Origin of the sequence: Aquimarina sp. AU119, assembly GCF_900312735.1 — a bacterium.
Classification (GTDB): domain Bacteria; phylum Bacteroidota; class Bacteroidia; order Flavobacteriales; family Flavobacteriaceae; genus Aquimarina; species Aquimarina algiphila.
Genome location: NZ_OMPF01000014.1, coordinates 197,423 through 223,732, shown reverse-complemented (window position 1 = coordinate 223,732; position 26,310 = coordinate 197,423). Strand labels below are relative to the sequence as shown.

27 protein-coding genes are annotated in these 26,310 nt (G+C 30.8%); 14 read left to right on the top strand and 13 right to left on the bottom strand.

Going from position 1 to position 26,310, the window contains the following annotated elements; genetic code table 11:
• Positions 1–45: 45 nt before the first annotated feature.
• The 10 genes from DK442_RS11885 (at position 46) to DK442_RS11840 (ending at position 9,083) form a co-directional block, all read left to right on the top strand.
• On the top strand, positions 46–924 hold the full coding sequence (locus DK442_RS11885) for a sugar-transfer associated ATP-grasp domain-containing protein (RefSeq protein WP_109436103.1): 879 nt from the start codon (positions 46–48) through the stop codon (positions 922–924).
• A 145-nt stretch (positions 925–1,069) separates the two neighbouring features.
• Positions 1,070–2,206, top strand: a complete 1,137-nt coding sequence (locus DK442_RS11880) for a hypothetical protein (RefSeq protein ID WP_160114145.1) — start codon at positions 1,070–1,072, stop codon at positions 2,204–2,206.
• Between the two features lie 187 nt (positions 2,207–2,393).
• Positions 2,394–2,750 (top strand): hypothetical protein, encoded by a 357-nt coding sequence (locus DK442_RS11875; protein WP_109436101.1) that lies wholly within the window; start codon positions 2,394–2,396, stop codon positions 2,748–2,750.
• Positions 2,751–3,015: 265 nt separating this feature from the next.
• The gene (locus DK442_RS11870; protein ID WP_109436100.1) at positions 3,016–3,636 is read left to right on the top strand and encodes an AraC family transcriptional regulator; all 621 of its coding nucleotides are present in this window, start codon (positions 3,016–3,018) and stop codon (positions 3,634–3,636) included.
• 59 nt (positions 3,637–3,695) lie between these two features.
• Complete coding sequence (locus DK442_RS11865) at positions 3,696–5,030, top strand: DUF885 domain-containing protein (protein WP_160114144.1); 1,335 nt, start codon at positions 3,696–3,698, stop codon at positions 5,028–5,030.
• A gap of 104 nt (positions 5,031–5,134) precedes the next feature.
• Positions 5,135–5,956: a GNAT family N-acetyltransferase gene (locus DK442_RS11860; RefSeq protein WP_109436098.1), complete on the top strand. Its 822-nt coding sequence runs from the start codon at positions 5,135–5,137 to the stop codon at positions 5,954–5,956.
• Positions 5,957–6,018: 62 nt separating this feature from the next.
• Positions 6,019–6,444 carry a lipocalin family protein gene (locus tag DK442_RS11855; protein WP_109436097.1) on the top strand — a complete coding sequence of 142 codons (426 nt, stop codon included), beginning with the start codon at positions 6,019–6,021 and terminating at the stop codon, positions 6,442–6,444.
• A gap of 45 nt (positions 6,445–6,489) precedes the next feature.
• The gene (locus tag DK442_RS11850) at positions 6,490–7,389 is read left to right on the top strand and encodes a polysaccharide deacetylase family protein (protein ID WP_160114143.1); all 900 of its coding nucleotides are present in this window, start codon (positions 6,490–6,492) and stop codon (positions 7,387–7,389) included.
• 260 nt (positions 7,390–7,649) lie between these two features.
• Complete coding sequence (gene pheS, locus DK442_RS11845; RefSeq protein WP_109436095.1) at positions 7,650–8,669, top strand: phenylalanine--tRNA ligase subunit alpha; 1,020 nt, start codon at positions 7,650–7,652, stop codon at positions 8,667–8,669.
• 18 nt (positions 8,670–8,687) lie between these two features.
• A complete protein-coding gene (locus tag DK442_RS11840; protein WP_109436094.1) occupies positions 8,688–9,083 on the top strand; it encodes a hypothetical protein in 396 nt (131 codons plus the stop codon).
• Here DK442_RS11840 and DK442_RS11835 read toward each other — a convergent pair whose 3' ends face one another.
• Positions 9,084–9,836 (bottom strand): hypothetical protein, encoded by a 753-nt coding sequence (locus tag DK442_RS11835; protein ID WP_109436093.1) that lies wholly within the window; start codon positions 9,834–9,836, stop codon positions 9,084–9,086.
• Positions 9,837–10,048: 212 nt separating this feature from the next.
• Between DK442_RS11835 and DK442_RS11830 the strand changes: the two genes are divergently transcribed.
• The gene (locus DK442_RS11830; RefSeq protein WP_109436092.1) at positions 10,049–10,534 is read left to right on the top strand and encodes a hypothetical protein; all 486 of its coding nucleotides are present in this window, start codon (positions 10,049–10,051) and stop codon (positions 10,532–10,534) included.
• A gap of 56 nt (positions 10,535–10,590) precedes the next feature.
• Here the strand turns inward: DK442_RS11830 and DK442_RS11825 are convergent, their stop codons facing one another.
• The 6 genes from DK442_RS11825 to DK442_RS11800 all read right to left on the bottom strand — a co-directional run bounded on the left by DK442_RS11825 (position 10,591) and on the right by DK442_RS11800 (position 18,609).
• A complete protein-coding gene (locus DK442_RS11825; RefSeq protein WP_160114142.1) occupies positions 10,591–12,096 on the bottom strand; it encodes an amidohydrolase family protein in 1,506 nt (501 codons plus the stop codon).
• 191 nt (positions 12,097–12,287) lie between these two features.
• The gene (locus DK442_RS11820) at positions 12,288–13,394 is read right to left on the bottom strand and encodes a DNA alkylation repair protein (protein WP_109436090.1); all 1,107 of its coding nucleotides are present in this window, start codon (positions 13,392–13,394) and stop codon (positions 12,288–12,290) included.
• Positions 13,395–13,468: 74 nt separating this feature from the next.
• A complete protein-coding gene (locus tag DK442_RS11815; protein WP_109436089.1) occupies positions 13,469–14,224 on the bottom strand; it encodes an amidohydrolase in 756 nt (251 codons plus the stop codon).
• A gap of 7 nt (positions 14,225–14,231) precedes the next feature.
• Positions 14,232–16,277 carry a six-hairpin glycosidase-like protein gene (locus DK442_RS11810; protein WP_109436088.1) on the bottom strand — a complete coding sequence of 682 codons (2,046 nt, stop codon included), beginning with the start codon at positions 16,275–16,277 and terminating at the stop codon, positions 14,232–14,234.
• A 166-nt stretch (positions 16,278–16,443) separates the two neighbouring features.
• Positions 16,444–17,319 (bottom strand): hypothetical protein, encoded by an 876-nt coding sequence (locus tag DK442_RS11805; protein ID WP_235010950.1) that lies wholly within the window; start codon positions 17,317–17,319, stop codon positions 16,444–16,446.
• Positions 17,320–17,814: 495 nt separating this feature from the next.
• Positions 17,815–18,609, bottom strand: a complete 795-nt coding sequence (locus DK442_RS11800; RefSeq protein WP_109436087.1) for an AraC family transcriptional regulator — start codon at positions 18,607–18,609, stop codon at positions 17,815–17,817.
• A gap of 209 nt (positions 18,610–18,818) precedes the next feature.
• Here DK442_RS11800 and DK442_RS11795 point away from each other — a divergent pair, with 209 nt between their 5' ends.
• Together DK442_RS11795 and DK442_RS11790 are read left to right on the top strand one after the other, a co-directional pair.
• Positions 18,819–19,769: a hypothetical protein gene (locus DK442_RS11795; RefSeq protein WP_109436086.1), complete on the top strand. Its 951-nt coding sequence runs from the start codon at positions 18,819–18,821 to the stop codon at positions 19,767–19,769.
• 74 nt (positions 19,770–19,843) lie between these two features.
• Positions 19,844–20,758 carry a hypothetical protein gene (locus DK442_RS11790; RefSeq protein ID WP_109436085.1) on the top strand — a complete coding sequence of 305 codons (915 nt, stop codon included), beginning with the start codon at positions 19,844–19,846 and terminating at the stop codon, positions 20,756–20,758.
• A gap of 134 nt (positions 20,759–20,892) precedes the next feature.
• Here the strand turns inward: DK442_RS11790 and DK442_RS28790 are convergent, their stop codons facing one another.
• The gene (locus tag DK442_RS28790) at positions 20,893–21,024 is read right to left on the bottom strand and encodes a hypothetical protein (protein ID WP_255412225.1); all 132 of its coding nucleotides are present in this window, start codon (positions 21,022–21,024) and stop codon (positions 20,893–20,895) included.
• A gap of 16 nt (positions 21,025–21,040) precedes the next feature.
• Positions 21,041–21,178, bottom strand: coding sequence for a hypothetical protein (locus DK442_RS28215; RefSeq protein ID WP_160114141.1), 138 nt, complete (start codon positions 21,176–21,178; stop codon positions 21,041–21,043).
• Positions 21,179–21,308: 130 nt separating this feature from the next.
• On the opposite strand from DK442_RS28215, the gene DK442_RS11785 reads away from it, so the two are divergent.
• Complete coding sequence (locus DK442_RS11785) at positions 21,309–21,533, top strand: helix-turn-helix domain-containing protein (RefSeq protein ID WP_109436084.1); 225 nt, start codon at positions 21,309–21,311, stop codon at positions 21,531–21,533.
• Between the two features lie 259 nt (positions 21,534–21,792).
• Here the strand turns inward: DK442_RS11785 and DK442_RS11780 are convergent, their stop codons facing one another.
• The 4 genes from DK442_RS11780 to DK442_RS11765 form a co-directional block, all read right to left on the bottom strand.
• Positions 21,793–22,551, bottom strand: coding sequence for a DUF6261 family protein (locus tag DK442_RS11780; protein WP_109436083.1), 759 nt, complete (start codon positions 22,549–22,551; stop codon positions 21,793–21,795).
• A 338-nt stretch (positions 22,552–22,889) separates the two neighbouring features.
• Positions 22,890–23,555, bottom strand: a complete 666-nt coding sequence (locus DK442_RS11775; RefSeq protein WP_160114140.1) for a DUF6261 family protein — start codon at positions 23,553–23,555, stop codon at positions 22,890–22,892.
• Positions 23,556–23,775: 220 nt separating this feature from the next.
• A complete protein-coding gene (locus DK442_RS11770; RefSeq protein ID WP_109436081.1) occupies positions 23,776–24,282 on the bottom strand; it encodes a GTP-binding protein in 507 nt (168 codons plus the stop codon).
• Between the two features lie 183 nt (positions 24,283–24,465).
• A complete protein-coding gene (locus DK442_RS11765; RefSeq protein WP_109436080.1) occupies positions 24,466–25,908 on the bottom strand; it encodes an IPT/TIG domain-containing protein in 1,443 nt (480 codons plus the stop codon).
• Positions 25,909–26,310 lie beyond the last annotated feature (402 nt).

Sequence of the window (26,310 nt, the reverse complement as noted above, 5' to 3'; positions counted from 1 at the left end):
TGTTCTATAACAAACAAACGAAAAAAACAAATTAAAAATATCATTATGTTCTCAATAATCTTCAATAAAAAGTCTGCTTCTGCATCAAATGTGATTGGGTTAAATGAAAGAAATATAAGACTCATTTATCCTAATAACCCTAAGAAGTACTATCCTCTGGCTGATGATAAAGTATTAACTAAAGAAGTACTACATAAAAACGACATTCCATGTGCAAAAACATACGCAGTGATCGAATATAATAGTGATATAAAAAGTGCGTGGGAATCTTGTAAAAAATACAAAGCTTTAGCTATAAAACCCGCAAATGGTTGTGGAGGAGGAGGAATTAAAATTCTCAAAAAGGATAAAGAAGGAAATTGGATGAGTAGCGGTGAGATCATTTCTGATCGTGAAATATTTCAGCATATGGCATCTATTATTATGGGTTTTTTCTCATTAGGATCTCATGATCGAGTACTTATTGAAGAATGTATAGAACCACATCCGTTTTTTCAGGAAATATACCCTTCTGGAGTACCAGATTTTAGAATTATTACCTTAAACAGTATTCCGTTAATGGGAATGCTAAGAATGCCTACAGAAAAATCTGATGGTAAAGCAAATCTTCATCAAAATGGAGTGGGTATTGGAGTTGATATGCAAGAAGGAAGATTGTTAGAAGTATATGATGGTAAAAAATATAGCAATCATCACCCAGATAGTACTTTTTTGGTCAACGGTGCCCCCATACCGTATTGGAAAGAAATTTTGGAAATAGCTGTGGCCACTGCTAAAGCATTCCCTCTCAACTATCTGGGTATTGATATTGTAATCGATAAAAACAAGGGACCACAAATCATGGAAATCAATGTTAGACCTGGACTTGGGATTCAACTCGTAAATAAAACAGGGTTAAAAGAAGTAATTAAACACGCTATCTAAAGTAAATAATCAATAAAAAAATAGTAAAAAACAAAACTAATCCTTACTACAAAAAAGACTAAAGCGATTAATTTTTGTTTGTAGAATTTCATTTGCCTATCAGCAAGTGCAGGACAACTACTGCAAAGTCACAAAACAAAAAAATATGAAAACAAGAATTATAATATCTATAGTAATTACAATTGTAATACACACATTAAGTTTCTCACAAAGTAAGCATGTTTTTAACGCAGAAACCCAAGGAGGATATGAATATAATTATTTCAAAAGTCCAGAAGAAGTACGAGTAAACGATAGTGTTTTAACCAAAGAAGATTTGATTGCAAGTAGTATTTATCAAGATATTTCGGCCAATTATATATATACAAATAAGTGGGATAGGAAAAATAGAATACGCTTTTTTGTAAAACCATCGGCAAGAATATTCTATGAAAATATTGATGATAGCTATTGGAGCGCAAACCTTAGGGCAAAATATGATTATAAGTTTAATAAAAACGTTAAGCTTTTGGCAGAAACTAAACTTATACGAATGAATAGAGAAGGGTTAGGTGGAGATCAGGATGTTTTGATTAATCCATTAGGGTATACGTTATACGGAGTTAATGCAGGTGTTGATTTTAATCCTTTTGTCAATAACAAATTGATTACAAAAGTATTCTATAATTTTAAAGATTTTGATGCTTTTGGAATTAGGGATTTACAGTTTGATGAATTCGGCTTAGAGGTGTCTAATGTTCAGACTTTTAAAGTAGGTAAATTAAAACATAAATTAGGGATTAATGCATATGCAAAGAAGAGATTGTATGATACTTTTAATGCAAGTGAGGTCATAACCGATGGAGAAAGAGATTGGGACTATGTTAAGGCTACGTTGTTTTATCAGTTACCTTTTAGTGAACAGTTCCAAATAAAACCAACCTTAACCTATTATACTCGAGTGGATAATTCTACAGACCGTTCTGGGTTTAATCAATTTGGCCCGGGAATACTTCTAAAATATAAGAGTGCAAAGACAATGATAAACGGTTCGTTTTCATTTATTACCAGAAACTACTCAAGTATTGAAGCAAGGAATACCGATGGGAGAATAGGAGAAAAACTTACCTATGAATATGCAAACTTTGGTGTAAATGCTTCTCATGATATTGGCAATGGTTTTTCGATAACAGCCAAAATAAATTCCAGAATAAGAAGTACAAATTATACAGATATAGATGCTCGTTCCTTCAGAAATTATAGGAATCAATATGCAGGAATAGGCATTCTATGGAAATTGTAAGATTTCCCCTTTATTTATATCAGTTTTTTTTGGTTAAGCGTTACTTTTGTAACGCTTAACTTTTTTAGTATTCTTTTTCTTGTGGAGTAAAAAAGTATAAGAAAATGAGTTGAATTAATCCAACAAAAAAACGGGATTTTTACCAATTATCTTATGGATAATAGATAACAATAATTGACTGAGGCATATGGCAAGAGATGAAAAATTAAAGGAACGATGGGATAATCTGGTACAAAAACTTTCTGATCAGTTTTCAGAAGGAGAAGATTTAGATCTGGACGGTATCATATATCTTATAGGTGTTCAGGAATTGGGTCAGATTCATCGCAAATTTAAAAAAGATGAAAAATTAGACTTGATGCATATTGCAATATGTCGTCTTTTAGAACCATATGGATACTACGAATTTGATTTCTATGATGATCAGGGATGGCCACACTATAAAGTCAAAGAACAATTACCCAATCTAAAGGCTGGAGAACAATCGGTATTGATGAAAGAAGCTATTGTGAATTATTTTTTGATTAGCCAATACATCGTATAAAAATATTGGTTTTAGTATCTTGTGTTAGGATTTATAATAGTTTTTAGCATACAAGAGTATCGATAACCAAACCAAATATCAAGATTCTAATTTTGGGAAAATTAATATTTCTCAATCTAATACCTCTATTAAATATAAAGGAAAAACTACCGGAATAGCTTTAAAATATGTTATTGAAGGAAAGGAATCCTATGATGTTAATACAGGTCAATTAGATGTACATAAAGGACAGTTCATCATTTTGAGAGAAGATGTAAACTATACAATGTTTGCTAAAAACATATACACTGGAGGTTGCTGTCTAGATATCAACCCAGAATTACTAAATATTGAAGTATCAGATTTTTTAGATAATGATTTGCTGTTTAATCAACCATTTTCAGGAGTATTATCAACACAATTAGGTACATCCTTAAATAATTTTTCTAATGCTTTTTCTATTTTTGATTTTAAGAAAGACGCTGTAAATATTATTCATGATTTTAAAGAAGATTTACTTGGTTTTCATAGAGAAATGAATATAATTGGAAATGCAGTACAGTGTATAACAAAGAGAGTAGAGACACAAAAACTCTTGATTTCTAAGCTTTTTAAAGCAAGAGAATATATCCATAGGTATTATACACATAAAATAACATTAAAGGTATTAGCTGAGGTATCAGGAATTTCAAAATTTCATTTTGCAAGAGTTTTTAAGAATTGTTTTAAAATGACTCCCTTAGAGATGCAGGAACAATTGAGAATGAAAAAAGCCAAAGAGCTTATCCTTAAAGATCATATTTCTTTAACATCTATAGCTTATCAATTGGGGTATACAGATTTAGCTTTATTTTCTAAACGATTTAAGAAGTATTATAAAATTTCTCCTTCTCGTTATATAAAATAGCAAGATGATACAAATCATATTAGAATATTCATCTTATTCTTGTGATTAAAGAAATAGGTTTGAAAAATCAAAAAAATAGTTTGAAAGGAGATAATTTTTCTATAAAAATTATAGGTTTAGTATGTGCAGTTATTTTATTGGGTTGTCAATATAAAGTCGACGGTCAATCTACTGAATGGGATGAGATTACCAATAAATTCATAAAGGATTACAAAAAATTTAATCTTCCTTCACTTCAACTTTCCTTTGTAGATAATATTAAAAATATTAAAAGCCAGAAATCCGTTCATGCACAAGAAGCAATGTTTAGTGCTTTAGAACATGCACTTCAAAAAATAAATAAAAATCAATTGCCAGATCATGCTAAATTGGATTATGATTTGATGCTTTATGAATGTCAACTTAATCGTCATAGAATAGATATTGAGAAAAAATGGTTGAATAGAGAAGAAGATAGTATTCCTGAAACCAAAATATTCGATGTCCCTTATGGAAAAGAGTGGTATGCATATTTCTTAAAAAAATGGGTAGACAAGGAAACAACGCCAGAGGAAATTTATGCTCTGGGAATAAAAGAAATAGCAAAGGTTACATCCAGGATGAAAGCTATACAAGTTAAATCTGGTATGGATAGCCTTACTTTTAGTACGTATATCAAGGACTCTACATTTTTTTATACCAATATTGATACTATTCAACAGCGTTTTTTGAAAGTCAAAAAGCAAGTGTCAAAGAAATTGCCAGAATTGTTTCCGTTTTTGGATAATGTACCAGAAGTAAGCATAAAACGTGGCACTAATAAAAATTTATCTCAAGTACCTGGTTTTTATAGTGAGGGTACTTTTTATTATAATTATTTCAATACTCCTTTTAATAAAAGACAGGTGGGATGGTTATATATTCATGAAGCAATGCCAGGGCATCATTATCAAATCATGGTTGAGTCATCTACATCACGTTCTGAAATACAAAAGATATTTAGATATAGAGGAGTCGGAGAAGGATGGGCAGCATATATAGAAGAATTAGGTAATGAAATAGGAGCGTATCAAAATATATATGATGAATTAGGAAAATGGGAATGGGATATTATCCGTTCAGTAAGAGTCGTGCTGGACGTTGGATTAAATTATTATGGTTGGAGTGATCAAAAGGCTTTAGAATTTTGGCAACAACACATTAAGGGGCAGGATGATATTGCTTTTCGAGAAATCAATAGAATGAAAAGATGGCCTGTACAAGTTATTACCTATAAATATGGATCAAATAAAATTCTTAAATGGAAATCAGAACTCGAAAAAAATAAAAAGTTTGACCTTAAAGAATTTCATAGAAATATTTTAAAAAGAGGATTGTTACCGTATTCAATTTTAAGAAGGCAATTAGGATTGTAATATATTATGCTAAGATTAACAAATCTCAATATAAATTGTATCTAAGGACTAGTATTTTTGTTTGTGCAAGTACAAAAAACAAAACCTTATAATTGATTAGATACATGACAGTTAAAACCTTAGAAAATGTACCATTCGAATCGATAATGAATTGCTTTCTGGCTTCGTTTAAAAATTATTTTGTCGAAATGCCAACTGATTTTCAGTATTATAAAAAAAGGTGGAAGAATGCCAAGGTTCGTTATGATTTGTCATATGGGATGTTCGATAATGATATCCTTATTGGATTTATTATTCATGGCATTGATGAACGAAATGGAGAAGTCATCGCTTTTAATACAGGAACAGGAGTACTTCCTGAATACAGAGGAAAAAGAATCGCAAAATCTATTTATAAGTATGCTATTGAAGATTTAAAACGGCAGCATATTACCAAATGTTCTTTGGAAGTAATACAAGATAATATTGTTGCTATTAAATCCTATGAAAGTATTGGTTTTCAAAAGTGTAAACATTATAAGTGCTTTAAGGGAGAGTTACAAAAGCAAGATATTGGTAATATTGATTTAAAAGAAATAACCTATGACCAAATGAATTGGGACAGTATACCCCATCAAGAATTCTATTCTTGGGATAATCATAAAAATTCAATCAAAAATGGAGATTATCGTTACATTCAAATTATAAAAGATAATATTCCAGAATCCTATTTTATTATTAACTCCTCTAACGGTTATTTGGCTCAGTTTGATGTTTTATGTGAAAATCAGTCGAGTTGGGATCGTTTATTTTCAGGAATTAAGGCTATTTCAAATACCGTAAAAATTAATAATGTAGATGACAGACTTGATAATAAACTAAAGTATTTAAATGCTATAGGTCTTAAAAACACGGTAGACCAATATGAAATGGAATTAAAAATATAAGAATTATCCTCTGTCTATAAAATAACCAATACACATATCAACCACAAAATCAATATAAATTCATGAAAAATTTTACTCTAGTAAGTATAGCAATTTTTTTTACGCTTTTTGTTTCCTGTAGCTCTGATGACGACGATGCAGGATCTCAAGACCTCATTATAGGAAAATGGACACTTTCTGAACGGGTTCAAAATGGATCAACAACTGAGTTGGATGATTGCTTCAAAACAAATACTGTCGTCTTTATGGCAGACGGAACTTTAAAATCTACTTTTCAGAGGATTGCAAATAATAGCTGTGAGTTCTCGCATGAAGCTGTTGGTACATGGAAAAACCTTGGAAACAATAAATATAGTATTACAGAAGGTGATGAAGAACCTTATTATTCATGTGAAATAAATGAAGCAGGTACCGTTTTTTCTATAGAAGATAGATTTGAGTTTCAGGGAGAACAAATAATACAAAAGGATATGTTGGTGAAGAACTAAAATAAGCTTTCGATAAAATTAATAATTCTTCATAATTTAAGACTAGTGAAAAACATACTTTTATTTATCATCTTATTGATCTCTATAAAGATGATATCGCAACCTACGATAAGTTTTACTTTTGACGATGGTATTACAGAAGATCGATGTGGATATTCTTTTAAAGATTGGAATGCGATGTTACTGGGTCATCTTGAAAAAGCAAATATCAAGACAATTTTCTTTGTAACAGGAAAGAATAAAATAGATGAAAACGGAAAATTTTTATTAAATAGCTGGAATGAAAAAGGACATAGAATAGGAAACCATACATATACACATCCGTACTATAATAGTGAGAAGGTTAGTTTTAATGATTTTTCTCAAGAATTAATTAAAACTGATAAAGTGATTAATAGTTATAGCAACTATATCAGGCTATTTAGATTTCCATATTTAAAGGAAGGGAATACTCAAGGAAAAGTAGATAGTATTCGTCAATTTTTGAAAGAAAAAAAATATAAAAATGGGCATGTTACTATAGATGCTTCCGATTGGTATATTGATAGTCGATTAAGAAAGAGACTAAAAGAAAATTCTGATGCAAATATAGAAGGGTTCAAAAATTTTTATCTCCAGCATATTTTCGAAAGAGCCACGTTTTATGAAAACCTTTCTTATAAAATGACTGGTAGACATATTAATCATACATTACTATTGCATCATAATTTAACCGCAGCATTATTTCTAGATGATTTAATACAAATGTTTAAAGAAAAAGGATGGAATATAATCCCTGCAGAAGAAGCATATAAAGATCCAATTTTTAATAAAAGCCCAAATCATGCAGGTGAAAGTCTAATCTGGGCATTAGCAAAAGATTCTGGGGATTTTGAAGAAATTTTAAGATATCCAGCAGAAGATAGTAGATACGAAAAGAATAAAATGGACCACCTAGGGTTATAAATAATCGATATAGATTAGAGTTAATCATATTTTTCTGTAAAATTTAGTTTTAGAGCCTCAAAAAGAAGGGCTGGGATATGTTTTTTCTTTTTCTATCTAGTAGTTTAAGAAACAAAGGATTATTAAACTTTTAATGCTAAAAAATGTTCTGAAATGGACACTTTTTGTATTTGAAAAAGAATAGAGATCAAAATAGCTGAATGTGCTATCCTAACTTAACCTAAATTACGTAAATTTGCCCTTCTATTAAGAAAATAGTGATGATAGACAAGATTAAAGAATATATAGCAGAGGTAGATGCATTCAAAGCCAAAACCAAAGAAGATGTAGAGGCATTTAGAATTAAATTTTCTGGTAAAAAAGGACTAATTAATGAATTTTTTTCAGAATTCAGAAATGTAGCCAGCGATCAGAAAAGAGAATTTGGACAGGCAATTAATGCACTTAAGGTAGCTGCAGAAGGTAAGGTGAAATCTCTGAAAGATGAATTAGAATCTAATGAACAAGAAAAGGGGATTTATGGAGATCTTACACGACCAGCAGAGCCTATTAATGTTGGATCGCGTCATCCTATTTCTTTGGTGAAAAATCAAATTATTGATATTTTCTCCCGTATCGGATTTAATGTAAGTGAAGGACCAGAAATAGAAGATGACTGGCATAATTTTACAGCTTTAAATTTGCCAGAGTATCACCCTGCTCGTGATATGCAGGATACATTTTTTATTCAAACAGATCCAGATATTTTGCTAAGAACACATACTTCATCTGTTCAAGTACGATATATGGAAAATAATAAACCACCGATCAGAACAATCTCACCAGGAAGAGTATATCGTAATGAGGCAATTTCTGCAAGATCGCATTGTTTTTTCCATCAAGTAGAAGGATTGTATATTGATAAAGATGTATCGTTTGCAGACTTAAAGCAAACCTTACAGTATTTTACCACCGAGATGTTTGGTAAATCTAAGATCAGGTTACGACCATCCTATTTCCCATTTACCGAACCCAGTGCAGAGGTAGATGTATATTGGGGGTTAGAAACCGAAACCGATTATAAAATGACCAAAGGGACAGGTTGGTTAGAAATTATGGGTTGCGGAATGGTGGATCCTAATGTACTTAAGAATTGTGGTATTGATCCAGAAGAGTATAGCGGTTTTGCTTTTGGAATGGGAATTGATCGTATAGCATTATTGTTATATGGGATTTCAGATATTCGTATGCTTAGCGAAAATGATATTCGCTTCTTAGAACAGTTTAAATCTGCATTATAGTATAATCGGCTTTTAATCATGAAGGAAGACATAGAAATACCAGTTGTAACAGGTGTATATATAGCCGTGGTCAAAGAATGGGATGAAGAATTTTTGGCAAAAAGCTGGAATTCTTATATTATTAATGATTTGGATACTACTATAGAAATGGTATTAGTGGTTACCAAAGGATATGATGATAAACGAAAAACTTCTATGTTGAGACATGGCATAGGAACTATAGAAGCTAAATCTTCTGCCAAAATTGAAATGCTTCAGGAGGAACTTCTAGAAATGAATAATGAATTTTCGGTCACATTCTTTGTAGAGAGTAAGTTATATGATAAAAAATACGTTTTTAGAAAAAATACGATTAACGAAAATGCTTTTCGAGATCTTCCTGTAATGGATCAACGTGGGATTTTGGTAAAATAACTATTGATCGGTACGATCAATCTTTTGTATTGCAAATACGGCTTCTGAACCGTCAATAGTCTCATACAGATATAACGTTTTAAAACTATCTGCAATAGTAATAAGATCTTTACCAGAAACTTTTACATCATCTTTAAGTGTTAAGTCTGCTGCAAAGTAATTAGGAATTTTAGTTAGTTTTAGAGTTAAACTATCAATCGAAAATTGTGTTAATTCATATTCTAACTCTTCTCTTTCTCCCTTTTTAAAACCTTTTCTTTTTCCGTTAACGTCTTTTTTCGGAATCATTTCTATCATTTTTATATGATATAGATCGCCTACTTCAGGATTTTTAATGAGGTCAATGGTCTCTTCATTAAGTTTATCATTTTCTTTTCTTCTTTCGATAGATTCAATTCCTTTTTCTGCAGACCTGGTTATTTCCTGAGTGAGATTAAGTAACAATAACCCAACTAAAAAGAGAACAGGGGTAATAAGTATAAAAAAACCAGTATAAGCCCAATACGGAGTTTTTTTTCTGGCTGTAACCAGATTTAGTTGCGTGCGTAACTCAGCATCAGTACTTACTTCTTTATTTGTAAGACTATTTTTTACTTTCCAAAATTTGGTTATCGGAAACACCGGGATAAAGAATATAAAAAAGAAGTTTTGATATAGTTGAAACTTTAAGCCACTATATTTTTCATCCAGACCTAATTCTTTGTATGTGTATGTTTTTATTCGTATCGAATGTGTTCCGAAAAAAATAATCATAGTTAGTTTTTAATAGTGAGTAGTTTCGAAATTAAATGATGAACCAAAAAGTTAGAACATAGATACAAATTTAATTGATCATAAGTGTAATGAACTATAATTTATATCGACAAAAAACATTAAATATCGATAAAATGCACTTTTTAACGTTAATTATTTGTTAATCAGAAGTATTTTTCTGATTTTTGTATCTGTAATTGGAAATACAACATATGAACAAACTATTACCTACTTATGCTTTGCTAAGTGTTGTATTATTTTTTGGAATGTATTCCTGCGGAAGCAATGATGCAAATACTTCCAATGCAACTATAATAGGCACATGGCAATTACAGCAAGAATTCAGTAATGAAGGAGAGGACACGCCTTTTAAGGAATTTCCTCTTTCTCCTTGCGAAAAATTGACAACACTAGAGGTTCTAGTGACTCGCAAATTTGTCGAGAACAGCTATTATGAGGATTTTGGTACTGGTGGAGAGTGTATAAAACACACAGAAGAAACCAGAGGTGGATGGAAAGAAGAATCTGATGGAGGATATTATTTTTCCTATGAAAAAAAGAATTTATTATCATTTACAAAGTCTGATGCAATTCTTAAAGATGGTAACTTAGAGATTACTGTAGTATACAATGATCCCGATGTGGGAGATGATACTACCCTTAAGTTTATTTATTCGAGGATGCAATCCACAAACTAACCTAACTCCTGTAAAAAAAGAAAAGCCTGTGTAGTTAATATACAGGCTTTTTTTATTTAATCTGCAAGCTGGACACGTATTAATGGGCTACTAATTAAACTGAATGCCACTTTAATATTCATGTGGAAAGTTGAGGCAAGGGAAGCAGTAAATTCTTTCAATTCTTTTATATCATTAGCATCATAAAATATTCCATCCAATAAAACCCCATATATCTTTTTAGTATTTGTTATACTTTCTAATGGATTTTGATTTAAAATAACCAAATCTGCGGTTTTCCCGATGGCAATTGTACCATATTTACTTTCTAATCCGCAATATTTTGCTGGAGTTATTGTAGCAGTTTGTAAAGCCTCGAGGTTGGATAATCCACTTTTTGTTAAATCTTCAAGTTCTGTATGTAAACTAAAACCAGCAAAAACATTAACATCTGTTACATCAGTCCCTGCCATAATTGGAACCCCTTGTTGATGGGCCATCTTTACATGTTGTTGTGAAGCACGATAAAAATTTAGATTCTCATCTTGACTTTCTGGAGCTTTATTTTTTTTAGCTGCTTTTTTGATCCCCGGATTCCACCATAATTTTCGTTTTAGTGTAGGAACATATTTTACGTTTGGATCATCTGTAAATGTTGAAACATGAGCGAATGCATCAGATTTAAGAGTTTGTAATGTTGGAACCCAATGTGCATTCTTTTCTTTCATAAGGTTCATAAGTCGTATTGCTTTTTCTTTGTTAAAATCTGAAACCATTAAAGGCTTTGATTTTGTGTAAAAGGCTTTCCAGGTTTTCAAAGTTCTTAAACTATCCGCTCCAGGAAAACAATCATACATAAAAATGCGACCATGTTCAAAACTACGTTGTCCCAATTGTATTGCTTCTTTCAGGGATATATGTATAGGTTTATGTCCGGCAATATGCATTCCGTATTTTGGAGCTTCGAGAGCAAGTTTACGATAAGATTTAGGAGGGATTTGCATATACACTTTAATAAAGTCAGTATTTTCATTTTGATAAAACTCCAATAAAGGTTTAATATCTCGTTCTTCTTTTAGTTTGAAAAACTCTGGAAAATCACTGGGGACAGAAGATTCTCCATCCATTTGATAACTGCTTTGCAGTACATATCTAGGAGTAATTCGAGTGTGTTGTGCTAATTCTTTGTTCCACTGTAAACGTTCTTTGGTACCAGCCCAATAACTATCTTTTTTGTTAAGCTGTCCAGACATATCTCTGATACCAGTGACTCCATTAGCAATATAAAGTGGATGATGTAACCACGCCGAATGTTGTGTAGAATGAGTATGCATATTCCATAATCCGGGGATGATATATTTATCTGTTCCGTCAATTATAAAGTATTGTTGCCTGGGGTGTATTATACTGTCAATCCTGGTAATGATATTCTTTTTGATAAGTATATCGTAATCAGGAATAACGGCTCCTGTTTTTACATCAATGATATTGATAGATTTGATTAGTATAACATTATGTTCCTGAGGGACTTTAAGTTTTGGTAAAGGCCATAATATGGCTACAATGATGATTGTAATTCCCAAAAAAATTACAATTAAAAGCCTTTTAAAAAAATAGAATATCCTTTTTTTCACAATCTCGATTTTCACTAATATTAATACCTAAAAAGCTAAGTAACGATTAATGATTTTGAAAACCTTTTTAAATGATGAAATCGTCTGACAGAATTATGATTTTGTCAGATTGTTGAGTTATGATTTTGATAAACGATCTCTTACATAATAAGTTCAAAATCGTATTTTTCTAATTCATGACCATTAATAATGATTGATAATCGATGCAACCCTATATGAAATTTTCGGGTGGTAATTACTTTAAAAGATTGTTTTCTATCGATTACTGTTGATGATTTTGCAGGATATATTTTTTCACTTATTTTAAAAACTTTTTTAGATAAGCTCCCATTTGCTTTTTGATAATATAAACCATATTCTAATCGTAATTTGGATGATGAATTACCAATATTATGAAGCTCAAATGTAAAATCTAGTACGCTCCCTATTTTCACCTTTGGAGTATGAATCTTTAAATCTTCTATTTTGATATTATGAATGGCTCCATATCCAAATAGTTTCATTGTTTTTATATTTCCCTGTTTTAGTAAGGTTCTACAGGCATGTTTAACTAACCAATCGGTGTTTTTTGATTTACTATACCAGTTATATGCAAGGTTAATAACGATATCTGGATTATCTTTTGAAATGTCATTTAGATTATTGGCTACACTTCTTCGAACAGATTCGGACTCATCATTTTTTAAACGTTTTAAAATCGGAAGGATTTGAGTAGGGTCTTTTTTTAGAAATGGAAGTGCCATAGCCCAAGGTAATCGGGGTCTGCACCCTTCAGAGGATAATCTTCGTACCATAGGATGTTTGTGCTGAGACCATGTTATCATTTGTTGTATTCCTTTATTTGGAAATGTTAAGATAAAAGGGCGAATAGCAAATTCACAGCTTGTAAACTGGGTGATTTTCTCAATTGCAGCTATAGAAATATCGTACTCACAAATACCATAATATTCTATAAAATCAGGAAAAAACATGTATTCTAAACTATTCTCTTTAACACCGTCTTTTTGAAGTTGATCAATGACCTGAATAATCGTAGTTACATTTTTAGAGTATTCGGGTGAGAGATGATGTTGTAAAGCAATCACAATATGTCTCATGCGTTGTTTTAATTCTTTATGTTCCCATTCGGTATTGAAAATATGTTTAAAGAAAGAAGAGGTATTAAAATTTGGAACTATTTTTTGAAGTGAATTTGTAAAGGTTTCAAAAAACTCGCGAGTGTAAATATTTTTAAGCAATTCTGCCATTATGATCCATTATTTGGTTTGATGTAAAAGTAAAATGGGATAATGACAACGGTATGTCAGCAATTCATAATATTTTAAAAATGTCCGGATTTATTATACCATTGTTGAGCATTTTTATAAAAAATATTTTCCTGTTCTGACATCGAGAAATTGTCTATTATGATATTGATGTCTTTTTGAGAGAATGGTATTTTTGCTCTTGTTGATGGTAAGTCAGTCCCAAACAATAATGCTTTAGGGTTGATATCATAAATCTGTCTCATGACAGGAATAGGGTTAAAATTAACTCGTCCAAACCCAGTAGCTTTTACCCGAACTCCTTTTTCTACCCATGCATATAGTTCTGGTAATCCCTCCTTGGATAAACCAAGATGATCAATAGAGAATTTTTGAATTTTTGATAGTAGAGGGTTTAATTCCTTAAGATTTTTAGCATCTACATAGAGTTCGGTATGCCATCCATAATCGTCAAAGAGCTTGTTTGACAATTGTGGCAATTTATCTATAGTTTCAGAACCACCTCTTTTAAGGTTAAATCGAACAGCAACAATATTCGAGTTTTGTAATCTCCTTAATTCTTCATCAGCAAGATTAAAAGGAATATTTGCAACACCTACATAGTTATTACCTACTTTCTGAAGTGCGTGTATGAGATATTCCTGATCAAAAGCTTGAAAAGAACCAGATACAATTGCACCACCAACACTATTAAATTCTTTAGTTTGTTGTTTGTAATTTTCGACAGTAAAAGCAGGAGGTAAATACCCATTATTTTCTACTAATGGAAAGTCTGGATTGATAATATGAAAATGAGCATCAAAAATCTTCATAACACTGTTAATTTTTGGCAGGTAATATTATAGAGAGTTCAGTATTAGGTTTTATACTTTCGTCAAAAATGATTTTTTCATTACATATAACTTTTAATCTTAATCTTTTAAGGTCTCGAGACAGTAGAATATCTGTTTTTTGTCCAAATAATGCAATGTCTTGTAGTTTAAGATGATCCCATGTCTTTGGCAAAGACGGGGTGATTTTTATTTTGTTGAAACCTAAAGGTTCTAATCCCAATAACCCTTCGGTAATAATCCTACAATACAAAGCACTTTCGGCAGAGAGATGCTTCATATTATTTTCAGGATATGCTTCTACAACGTAAGGCACATGGTCACCTAATAGTCGTTTTTCTGAAAAACTCCTTAATTTTTTAAAGCCTCTATCGGTCTCACCCACTTTCATGACTCCTTGTAAGGCATATAATGTAGCTCTATCCCAGAAAGTAGTAGAGTCAGTATTAGTCTCATGCTTAAATTCTACCAAAACACCATTTTCTGTCCATAACTTACCTAATAGAGCATCTATAGTTCCTTTTTTTCGAGAGGTAATCCCCATACTTAAAGGAAGGCATATCCAATGTCGTAGATGTTTGTTTTCATCAAAATATTTATAGGTCTCAAGACCTTCTAATGTAGCACCAAAATAGTCGTTGATGACATTTTTCATTGCCGACAAACGAGCTTTATAGGTTTTTGCTAAATCTTTCATGTTTTGCTCTTCAGCTAGACGAATACCATATTTTAATCCTCCATAATACAATGTAGAGGTGGATAAATTTGCAGTACCAGTTGCTATTCGTCCTTCCATTTCATCAGACTCTGATAGTACTGCACCAGATGCATTTCTATGGTTATGGCAGTATTCTAAACTCCAGGAAATTAAAGGCCATAATTCGCTGGCTGTTTTTTGATTACCAGAAGCCAATGCATAATGCGATGCTCCATAGGCAATCATTGCAGCATCACCACGATCAAGATGATCCATCTCAAAATTTCCATCAACTTCAAAAGCATATGCAATTGCAGCAGTATCTGCGGGTATATTTTTCTGAAAATGAATATAAGTATTATAGGCCGCTATATTTCCTGTTTGATATCCTAAGTAAGGAAAAAAAGGGCCACTATATTCTACTTGGTCATTGGCCCAAATACCAACATAATAGTTTCCACCTCCCGGAGAATGTACAAGTCCCATAGAGGAGTTAAATATGCTTTCTGAAGCTCGTATTTTTGAAAAATAGAAAAGCGTATTAATTGTTTTGTCAGGAGTTTCTAAGACAAGATTGTTTTGCATTGTAGACAGAAAATCTTTTCTCTGTTGCTCTGCTTTTCTAAAATCAAAATTTATGGTTTTTTCTTTATTTAGAGTAGCTCCATAATACACAGGGAAACTATAAGATGTGCCAGGAGATAAGTTAAGTTGTTCTGAAGCATCACTAAACATCTCAAAAGTATACTCACCTTTATAACCGACTTCACTTTGTTTTAATTTACAATTCGAAATAGATAATTCTTTGATGACCTGACTAACATTTTTTATTTCCCATCGTTCTACAATATACCTGTCCTCCATAGATGGGTATATCGTCTTTATAATTTGTAAGTCTTCTACTGGGGTGTGATAAAAAGTAAGCATGCCACCAATTTCAACAGAATCTACTGTAGATGGGACTATAATTTTGTTTTTATAGGCAATAGAAGGAGCGATTTGATCTGAGATGCTTTTTCTGAAATACGCTCTATATTTCTTCCAGTCAGGTTCATTTGACTTATTATATGTTCTAAGTTGAGGGAAGATAACATCTTTTGTAATAGATAATTTTTTGTTTTCGTCAATTTTGTAGTAGATAATGGAAGCTACATTTTTGCCTGCCATTTCTATATTTTCCTTATGGGGAAGCCTTTTTTCTTTAGTTATATCCCAAACAATACTTTTTCTATTCGTGATTTCCCAATATGGAGAGGTAGGTTCTGTATGCTTTTGTTGTGCTAAGGCATTACATGAAACAATAATAAGAGCAAATAAAATTAGTTTGTGCAGGATCATTTGTTATGCATTGATTAGAATCATCAATTTAAATTGATCATGCTCAAAAATAAAAGGAACATTCCTGTTTATTTACAATTTAATGTTAAAACCTTTCTCGATTTATTTCCCATTTTTTAGAACAAGAGGTATAGAAATATCAAATTTCTATACCTCTCTTGATAACTTATTTCGCTAGTAATATATCTTTAAGAGTAGTATTTAAAGAAATATATTCGATAAAAGTATCGGTATCAAAGCTAAGTTTTCCTTTATTATCTCTTTTGGCTTTTTTGTTTTCAATAGAAAGATAACATTTGTTTTGATCAGATGTATATAATGTAAATACACTATGATCTTGTTCTATATTAGAAGAAGGTGCTAATTCATTAAAGGCACTCTGATCTCCTTTTTCCAGATCTGCAATCATTTTAGAGGTTTCAGGGATATGATTAAAAGCAGGTAAAACACTTTCTTTAAACCAGTTATTATTGGTTTCGCAAAAGGGCTCTCCGGCTTTAGGAAATGATGTTAATGTACTAATACCAATTACTGCTAATAATTCGATGATCCAAATGATCGTTAAAAAAACTCCACTTACAGTTGCATTACGAATTCCCCAGACTCCAACTTCATTAATCTCTCCAATTAAACTAAATAAAACATCAGGTTGTGTTACTAGAGTGAAAACTTGTAAAATTTTTATATTACTTACAGTAATACCTATTCGTGATGTCCCATAGCTTTCACCAGAGTTGATAACCAGATCAGTCCAAACCGACCAGTGAAAATACATTGCAATAAGTCCGCCTAATATTCCTAGGATAACTGCAAGCATTGTATTTCTAACTTTTCCTTTTCCGATAACAAAAACATTGATTAGGTACCCGATAGCAAAACCAAATGCTCCTGTGATAAGAAAGTTAATATAAAAGAATGGGATGTACCATATACAGTATGCATATACAAGCCCAAGAATTGGGAATGCTGTACATGATAGTAGTATAAAGTAAAGTAATGAGGTTGCAGAAAATTTTCCTGATGGTTTGTAATAATTATCCATTTTTTAAATTGTTTTGACTTTAATGTTTATATGAATAGAGATAATGATGATAAATGTAGTTTTAAAAAGAATAGTAATATTACCCTGATTTTAGTGAAATCATTATCATAGTTTTCAGTGTTATAAAAGTAAGTGTCGTAACATATTAAAATGTTACCATGCCATTTATAAATCTCTGTTGATTTCATGTTTTTTTCTTCCTATGAACTTAATCTTGCAAGTCTGGTAGCAAGTTTTGAATGATCAAAGAACAATAAAATTGCAAGAAGTAACATTAATTTTGTGCATGACACTAAATATTAAAAATAGTTTTTTTTATTTAAAGAGCCTGATTTACAACTTTCAATGGGTTCTTTAAAGTAAAAACTAAGGATGTTCATATACTGAGATTTGATGAAAAGGAGCACTGACTATTTTCCATTCTTGGATAAAAGTTATCATCTTCTGATTTCCAAAACATATAAGAATGATAAAAAGAGATAACGCAAGATTTATTTAGACTTTAGTATATTCTTTAGGTAAATAACCAGAGATAGATTTAAAAACACGGGTAAAATGACTTTGGTCAGAAAAACCACATATATATGCAATTTCTGTAAGAGAATGCTGTTTAGATTTTAATAAATCAAGTGAACGATCTATTTTTAGTTTACGAGAGTATTCGCCTAGAGTACATTGAAAATACGTTCTAAAATTCTTCGAAATTGTAGTAGGATGAACATTAACGTTATCACTTAATTCTTTTAAAGAAATATTTTCATTCCATCTATCATTTAGAATATCTCTTATAGATAGCATCCATTTTGGAAATAATAAGTCATCTTTTGAGTTAAGGGAGTTTTCTAGAAAAGTTAAGAATAACATTTCTATTGAGCTATAGGATTGTAGATCATTAATTTCGGCTTCATTGAGTAATTTGATAAAAGTAAAACGAGCATCATGGTTTTTTGTCACTGCTAACTCGATAGACTCTTCTGTATGCTCATATTTTGTTAAAAAAGTATCATCTATTTCCAGGCTTATGTGTTTCGAAGGGAATTTAGTATAGATATTCTTGTGAAGTTCATGAGCATGGTAATAATTTATTGCTCCTTCTAATCTTTCGATCTCTTTACCTTTGCGATATTCTTTATTACCCCCGTAGAGCACAAAACTAATGACTGGCTTTTCATGAGAATGCCAAACTCCGGTTTCTACCGGGGCTTCATATTTTGTTGTACCCACTAGAAAATCATTAAAATCATAGGTTTGATAGTTAGGAGCTAAATAATGACCTCTTTTTAAAATCATAACATGTTTTATTTATTGTGTTTTGCTTTTTAGTTCAGCTAAAAAACTAATCACCAATGTTTTAAAATATAAAAATAGCTTTATTTTATTTGACGCCAGATTTATTGAACCGATACAATTTATGGAGATGCTATTTTGATCGAATATTTTTTTACTTTTAAATAAACAATACTGATATTTAACTCTTGATTGTTATATTATAGAAAAAAATGAAAGAACCCCCTCTGATTAGGAAATCAATATATAAACCTTATCGGTATGACAATACGATTAATAGTCATGCAGAAAATTTAGAAATGGTATTCTTTATGATGATACCACTTTTAATTTGTTCGGTAATAATGCATTTAAGCATTACCGCTTGGTTCTTACCAATTTTTGGGATATCTATAATAGTAGTAATATTCTTGTTTAAGTTGTATAACAATCTATATCATCGGTATTATCGAATTATAAAAAGAACAGAACAGAAAGGTCAAAATGAAGAAGCTGTATATTATATTGTTCAATCCTATGTTTCATACAAAAAACCAGAAAAAATAGTCCTTGATAAGAACATAAAATGGACAGATGTAGAGTCGTTTTATTCTTCTAATGGAGAAGATCCTTCTGAGAGAAGAAAAGCTGAACTTTTTTTTGACCAAAAAACAATTGAAAATAAAGTAGATGACCTTGTAATCTCTCGGGTTAAAAAATCGATTTATAAACCTGGATTCCGACAGAAATTTTTAGAAAAAAATAATCTACATATTAAAGAAATAATAGTTCCCGGTATATTGCTTGGGATATTATCATTCTTTCTTTTTTTTAAAGGATTACTTTTCTTGACGAGCTTTCCTTTAGCCCCTTTACAAACCTTTAGTATTTTAGGAATCGTTATATTAAGTATTATAGTAGTATGTGTACTTTATATTAGAAAAAACCATCGCTATCTTAGATTGGTCGAAAGAAAAGAGAGTCAAGGGCGGTATAAAAAAACATCATACTATATGCAATCGTTTATTTCCAGAAAAGGATTAGAAAAAATAGAAGATGATAAAAATATAAAATGGAAATATTACAAACACAACGAATTTAGACGAGATCTTTCCAGAGAAAATGCAGAGTATTATTTTAATGGGGAAACCACAGAAAAAAAAGTTATTGATGAGATTTTATAATTCTTCAAAGATAATTGATCTTCAGAAAAACCTATCTTCGGAAATAATAGCCTTGGTTAGTATAGAAAAATAGAATGAAAGAAACACAACGGATTGGAAAGTCAATACATAAACTCTTTAGATATGACAATACTATTCGTGAACATGTGAGGAATTTTGAAAAACTAATCATTTTTATCCCATTGGTGATTTTATTTCTTACTTCTTTAGCAACAGCTCTTTTTGGTCCATGGACCTTATTTGTTTTAGGAATCTCTATAGTAGTAGTATCAGTATCGTTTAAATTATATACTACATATTATCATCGTTATTATAGGATCATTGAAAGAACAGAACAGCTTGGTAAAGAAGAAGAGGTATATTATATGGTCCAATCATGTATTTCTAACAAAAAGCCAGAAAAAATAGTAGGTAAAAAAAGTATAAAATGGAGATATATTAGTTCGAATAAATTAACAAAAAAAGAAGCTGAGTTATTTTTTGATCAATTAACAGTCGAGAAAGAAGTGGATGAAATTGTAGTGTCCGAAGTTAGAAAAGCTATTTGGAAACCTGAATTTTATATTCGATTTATGGAAAAACATAATATGTCTCCAAGAGAAATAAATGCTCTCGGCTTGAGTTTTTTTGTATATCTTCTTGGCTTAATGATGATTTCATTAATCATAAACGCAGTTTGGACTTTCTACGGTTTAGGTGTTTTTATAGTAACTACAATAATGGGATATATTCTTCTTGTTAGAACGCCACACCTTTATCTACGCTTAATAAAAAGAACAGAGCATCAAGGACAATATAAGACGATTTACTACCTGGCTCAATCTTTTATTTCACATAAAAATTTGGAAAAAATAAAACAAAAGAAAAACATAAAATGGACGGATTTTAGATATGGTGAATTCGCAAAAAAACGTATGTCAAAAGATTGGGCTGAAAAATGTTTTGATGAAGTCACGATAAATAAAAAAATCATTGACAGAGTACTATAAAACAATTGATCGTATTTTGAGCATTATTTTATTTCAGAATCTCAAACGATGAAATATTAGTTTCTGACATCGTTTGAGACCTGAACTTGTTTCTGTTTATAAGAAGTATGGAGATAGTATGGAATTCTATATTTTTATTCTTCTTGGTCGCTATTTCCTTGTTTAATGAGCTCTAATGCCCATTGATACTGCTGTAATGCTTCTCTGGTAAGACCATACTTACTTTTATAGTGCATCAATCGTTCGTAAAGTTTTTTTTCTGTCATGTCTATCAATTTTTGGTTATGTTTTTCCTTTTTTTGGGTCAGCATCAGCTTGTAAACTTTTGAGGACATTAATAAAATTACTTTGATCCTTTTTAGTAAACATGTGCTCCTGCTGATAGGCCAACATATAACGATATAGCTCTTCTTTGGTCATTATTGTTTTGTCTGAGACAAATATAATAAATTATGCAATATACTGCATAATTATTACAGATAACCAGTGTTTTACGTAAATAAATTCATCTGCAACTATCTTGTTAACAGGAATTTAGCCATTTTTGAGGATGGCTAAGGATGATCAATTTAAAGAAGCACTAGGCAATCGATTACGGGGTTTGAGGTTAGACGCCGGACTGACTTTGACTGAATTAGCCGAAAAATCTGGGGTAAGTTATCGCACAATTATTGATATCGAAAAGGCAGATACTAGACCTTCTGTAGAAGTGATCAGACTGCTTTGCATAGCACTTGAGTATTCTCTTTCTGATTTTTTTAAATTCAAGTACTAGTCTGTATATGTTGGTATATACATATGATATCCTTATAAAGTATTAGAACGATAAAGATTGTTCGAAAAGCTTCTAAATATGAAATTTTCCTGATATTAAATTAAGAAGAAAATATGAGATTGTCTTACGGAAATCCGTACGAGAACAAAAGATTTTTTTTGTATTAGCTAAGAAGTAATGATGATTCGAATGAACAATAATGAAATTAAGTATTCTTTTTCTGAAAAATAATAGTTTGTTTCAACATAACATTTCTTGCTTAGAACATATAAGATGGTTTAAAGCGTTTTTTGCCTTTTATGGTATCAGAAACAGTATTTTTTCTTTTTTCTACCAGAGTGTTATAACGACTTGTTAGTATATTAATTTCTCGTACTACACATTCATAAGTTTTTGGATTTAAAGAAGCATGACTTGCAATATGATTAATCAGATTATGATAGCTTTTTTTAGCTTGAGTTCTAAGTCTGTATATATTTATTTTACTATTAGGTACAGATGTTAGATTGTGATTAAAAGATATTTGGGGAGAAGATTCATTGTCTTCTGATAACTCTTCTACCCAGCTAGTTAATCCTAGAATTGCTATGGAAGCTTTTAGAATAAGAATGGTAGACCAATCATGTAAAAGATTGTCCAGAGCATTGTTTTGTGCTTCATAAGTATGTTGGGCAATCGGGCTTCCGTATTTGTCAATACTTTCTAATAAAGCTGCTCCGGCTGCACTTTTTATCTCATCAACATTATATGTGTAAGCTTCTACGATAGATCTAATACCTACAATAGCAAGATCTCTACGTTGATCTATTTCATTGGGATCAGTATTCGAGATTGTTGGATTTTCTAGTTGTTTTTTTAATGCACCATTAATAACGGTGATTTGTTGCGTTAAAACAGCAGTTTGTGATTCAATTTTTAGAGCGCGAGGATTTTGTACAATTATAATATTCTTTATATCAATTAGATATTTGATAAACTCGCTATTTCGAAACATATAAAAAGCAGGTGTAGTAAACATAAGGCATTAAGAGTTTTAAAAGTTATTAAAAACAATTATTGTGTATCCGTTTACATTTTTATGTGCTTACCTTACAATAGACGATTATGATTTTTAAATTTTGTTTTAACCAGTTACTAATATTACTTTATTACCTATTTGATACACCCTTAATGGCAACTTGTTTTTTTGATGTAGCAAACTTGTAGGGGCGGTTTTATTTCAAAACTTTTTAGGGTTAAAAGATTTCTTAATCTAATTTACTACAAAACTTTGAAGCTTTCTTACGGGAATCCATATCAGAGGAAAGAATTTTTTTCTTATATGATATAATGAAGAATTAGATTTATAGAAGATAATCAAAAAAGGCTCTCTACTATTTCAACATCTAAGGGCTCTCTTTTTTCTACAATATCATTATATTTTTTAGTAAGTATATTAATTTCTTTTATGATATTCTCATATACCTCAGACGAATGTAGCGTAGCATAAGCTGTGATATGATTGATGAGATCAGTATAGCTTTCTTTTACTTTATTTCTAAGTTGAGTGACATCGGTTTTGCTGTCGAACAAATACTCAGCATTATGTTTTAGATACGTTTTATTAAAAGTAGTATTACTTTCTTTTAGCTCTTTTGCCCAATCAGTAAGATCAAGAGTTATCAAAGCTGTCTTTAATTCTAAAATTGTTTCCCAATCATAAGTAAGATGATCCAAAGTAATGGTCTTTACATGATAATTTTGCTTAGCAATTCTTTTCTCATAGTTGTCTATACTCTGTAGGAGTTCTTTTGCCGCATTACGCTTTGTATGATCAAAGTGATAAATGAACCCTTCTAAAACTATTCTTATACCTATAATAGCAAGGTCTCTTCGTTTATCTATAGCTTCAAGATCTTTAGAGATTGTATTTATTTGTTTCTTGTACACCTCATCCATAGCAAAAATTTCTCGGATTAGAGTGGCGGATTGTGGTGCAAGTTTTAAAGCTTGTGGATCTCGCAGAATTACAATGTTTTTCACGTAGGTTAAATACTGAATAAATTCGCTATTGCGAAACTTATAAAAAGTGGGCCTTGTAAACATGTTATATTAGATGTATTTATTATTAAAAATTAATTTGTATGAAGTTCTTATCCACTTAATTTTGATTGATTTTTGGATCGCAAGCTATCATAAAACTTTAAAATTTTCTTACGGAAATCCGTATGGGATTAAAGTTTTTTGAGTTTAAGTGAAACAGTTAAATCTTTGATGTAGTATTTATTGTATTTTGCATGAAAAGATATAAAGCTCGCATCTCCTTTTTACCAGCTTGTCTTCCTATTCGTCCTGCAAAATAAAGTACAAACCAAATAATAATAAGAAAGAACATGGAGACAATAGGGTATACATAGGGTTTGTCGAGGCGTATATTTACATACATCCAGATGGCAGCACTTATAAATACTATAGCTACTATAAAATGCAGAAACATAAAACATGTCCAAACCGTTGGACTTGGACCAAAAAGACCTTTTAGTTTTGGTTGTCCGTTATCCATATCATAAATCTCAAGATGTAATTGAGGAGACCAAAAGTGTTGTTTGTTTTTAGGAATACGTATAAAGACATGATGATCTACCCGACTTATTTTAAAATCTTGATTTGTCTTACCAATTTTTTCAAAAGCATCTAGCGCTTTTTCTGATGAGATATTTAACTCTTGAAAAAAACGAGGACGCAGAACAATATCATTAGAGACTTCCATATCTGTATATAAAAATCAATGATACCTTGTTTTTTAATTTTCAAAAATGATTTTTATCAGTTTCTAAGTCACTTTTTTTGATATTTAGTATATCAAAAACAATAATAACCATTTCTAGATATGAGTAAAGAATAAAAACAGAGATGTAAAATACATCTCTGTTTTTGTTATAGTTATATTTTCTTATTGCACAAGACTCATAATCCAGTTCTCGTACCGACCTGTAGTTGGGTTACTTTGGATTGATGTTGTTTTTCCGGTATCTACATTTATCTTATAGAGATAAGTAATATTGTTACCAGTATAGTTACAAATAATTTCATTTTTTGAGGAATCAAAAACAAAATCACTTAAATAATTGTCGTGATCTATGTCAGCAATGACACTGATTTGATTTCCTGTATTTTTATCAATTTCTATGATTTGACTAGGTGTTACCCCATCTTTGTAAACAAAAAGTCTATTATTTGCACTCATAATCCAGTTCTCGTATCGACCTGTAGTTGGGTTACTTTGGATTGATGTTGTTTGTCCATTATTTACATTTATTTTGTACAGGTAAGTGATGTTATTATCGGTATAATTACAAATAATTTCATCTGCATCAGAATCAAAATTAAAATCACTCAAATAATTGTTGTGATCTATGTCTGTTACATCATCAACAAAATTTCCGGATTCGAGATCAATTTGTACAATTTTGCTAGGTGTAATTTGATCCTTGTACGCAAAAAGAAAGTTTGGACTGTTATAACGACCTATAATCCAGTTTTCATAACGACCTGTAGCAGGATTACTTTGGGTTGATGTAGTTTGCCCATTATCTACATTTATTTTGTAGAGATAAGTGATATTATTATCTGTATAATTACAAATAATTTCGTTTTTAGCATCATCAAAAATAAAATCACTCAAATAATTATCATGATCTATATCGGCGATAACACTAATCTGTTCTCCGGTATTTTTGTCAATTTCTACAATTTGACTTGGTGTTATTCCATCTTTATAAGCAAAAAGTCTAGATCCATAATCTATTACAACTTCTAGGATTTCAATATTTCCTATAACAGTTGCTTTTTCATTAAATGTAAGAGTAATTTCTCCTGTGGTTGCTCCTTCAGGAACTTGTACTTTTAAAGAGGTTGTCGTTATCTCTGTTATAGTACCTTGTATCCCATTAAATTTAATGATATATGTTTCCTCAGGATCAAAATTAGTACCATTAACTGTTATAATATCTCCAACAACAGCACTGTCTGTAGAGATGTTTTCTATAGTTGGGCTTTGAGGTTCTTCATCTATTGTTATCGTACCTACAACTGTTGTTTGTGTATTAATAGTAAGGGTAATATCTCCTGTTGTTGCTCCTTCAGGAACTTTGGCTTTTAGAAATGTGGCAGTTATTTCGGTTACTGTGCCTTGTGTGCCGTTAAACTTAATAATATAGGTTTGGTTTGAATCAAAGTTTTTTCCTGTAATGGTAATAATATCTCCAGCAGTTGCATTAGTAGTAGAGATATCATCTATAATTGGAATATTTAATTGTGCGTCAGGTGAACTGTCATCACTAGAACAACCAAAAAATAAAATACTTAATAATGTAAATAGGTAAATTTTCTTCATAGTAGGGTATAAGTTATTTTTTATACATAGTTTAGAATTATTCCTTCTATTGTATTCATAGATGAAATTTCTAAAGGATGTAATTTTTCATTTTTAGATAGTAAACATTTAATATATGTGTTGTAGCATTGAAAAATGTTACCTAGCTTTTCGATTTTTCTGCACATTGGCTGCTACATTTTTTTCAGCAAGTGCGGCGTCATTCCAAAAACACAATAACCATTCGATTAAATCTCTAGCAGCTATGATCACATGTATGTTGTTGACAACATTATAACTATCGTTTTATATTAAATAAAATTTGTGATTACGATTTGGGGCGTATCCACGAAGTTGGGTGCGAAGATAATATTTTTAGATGAAATGTGAATTTTTTGTTAAAGGTTTTACTTACCTCATTTA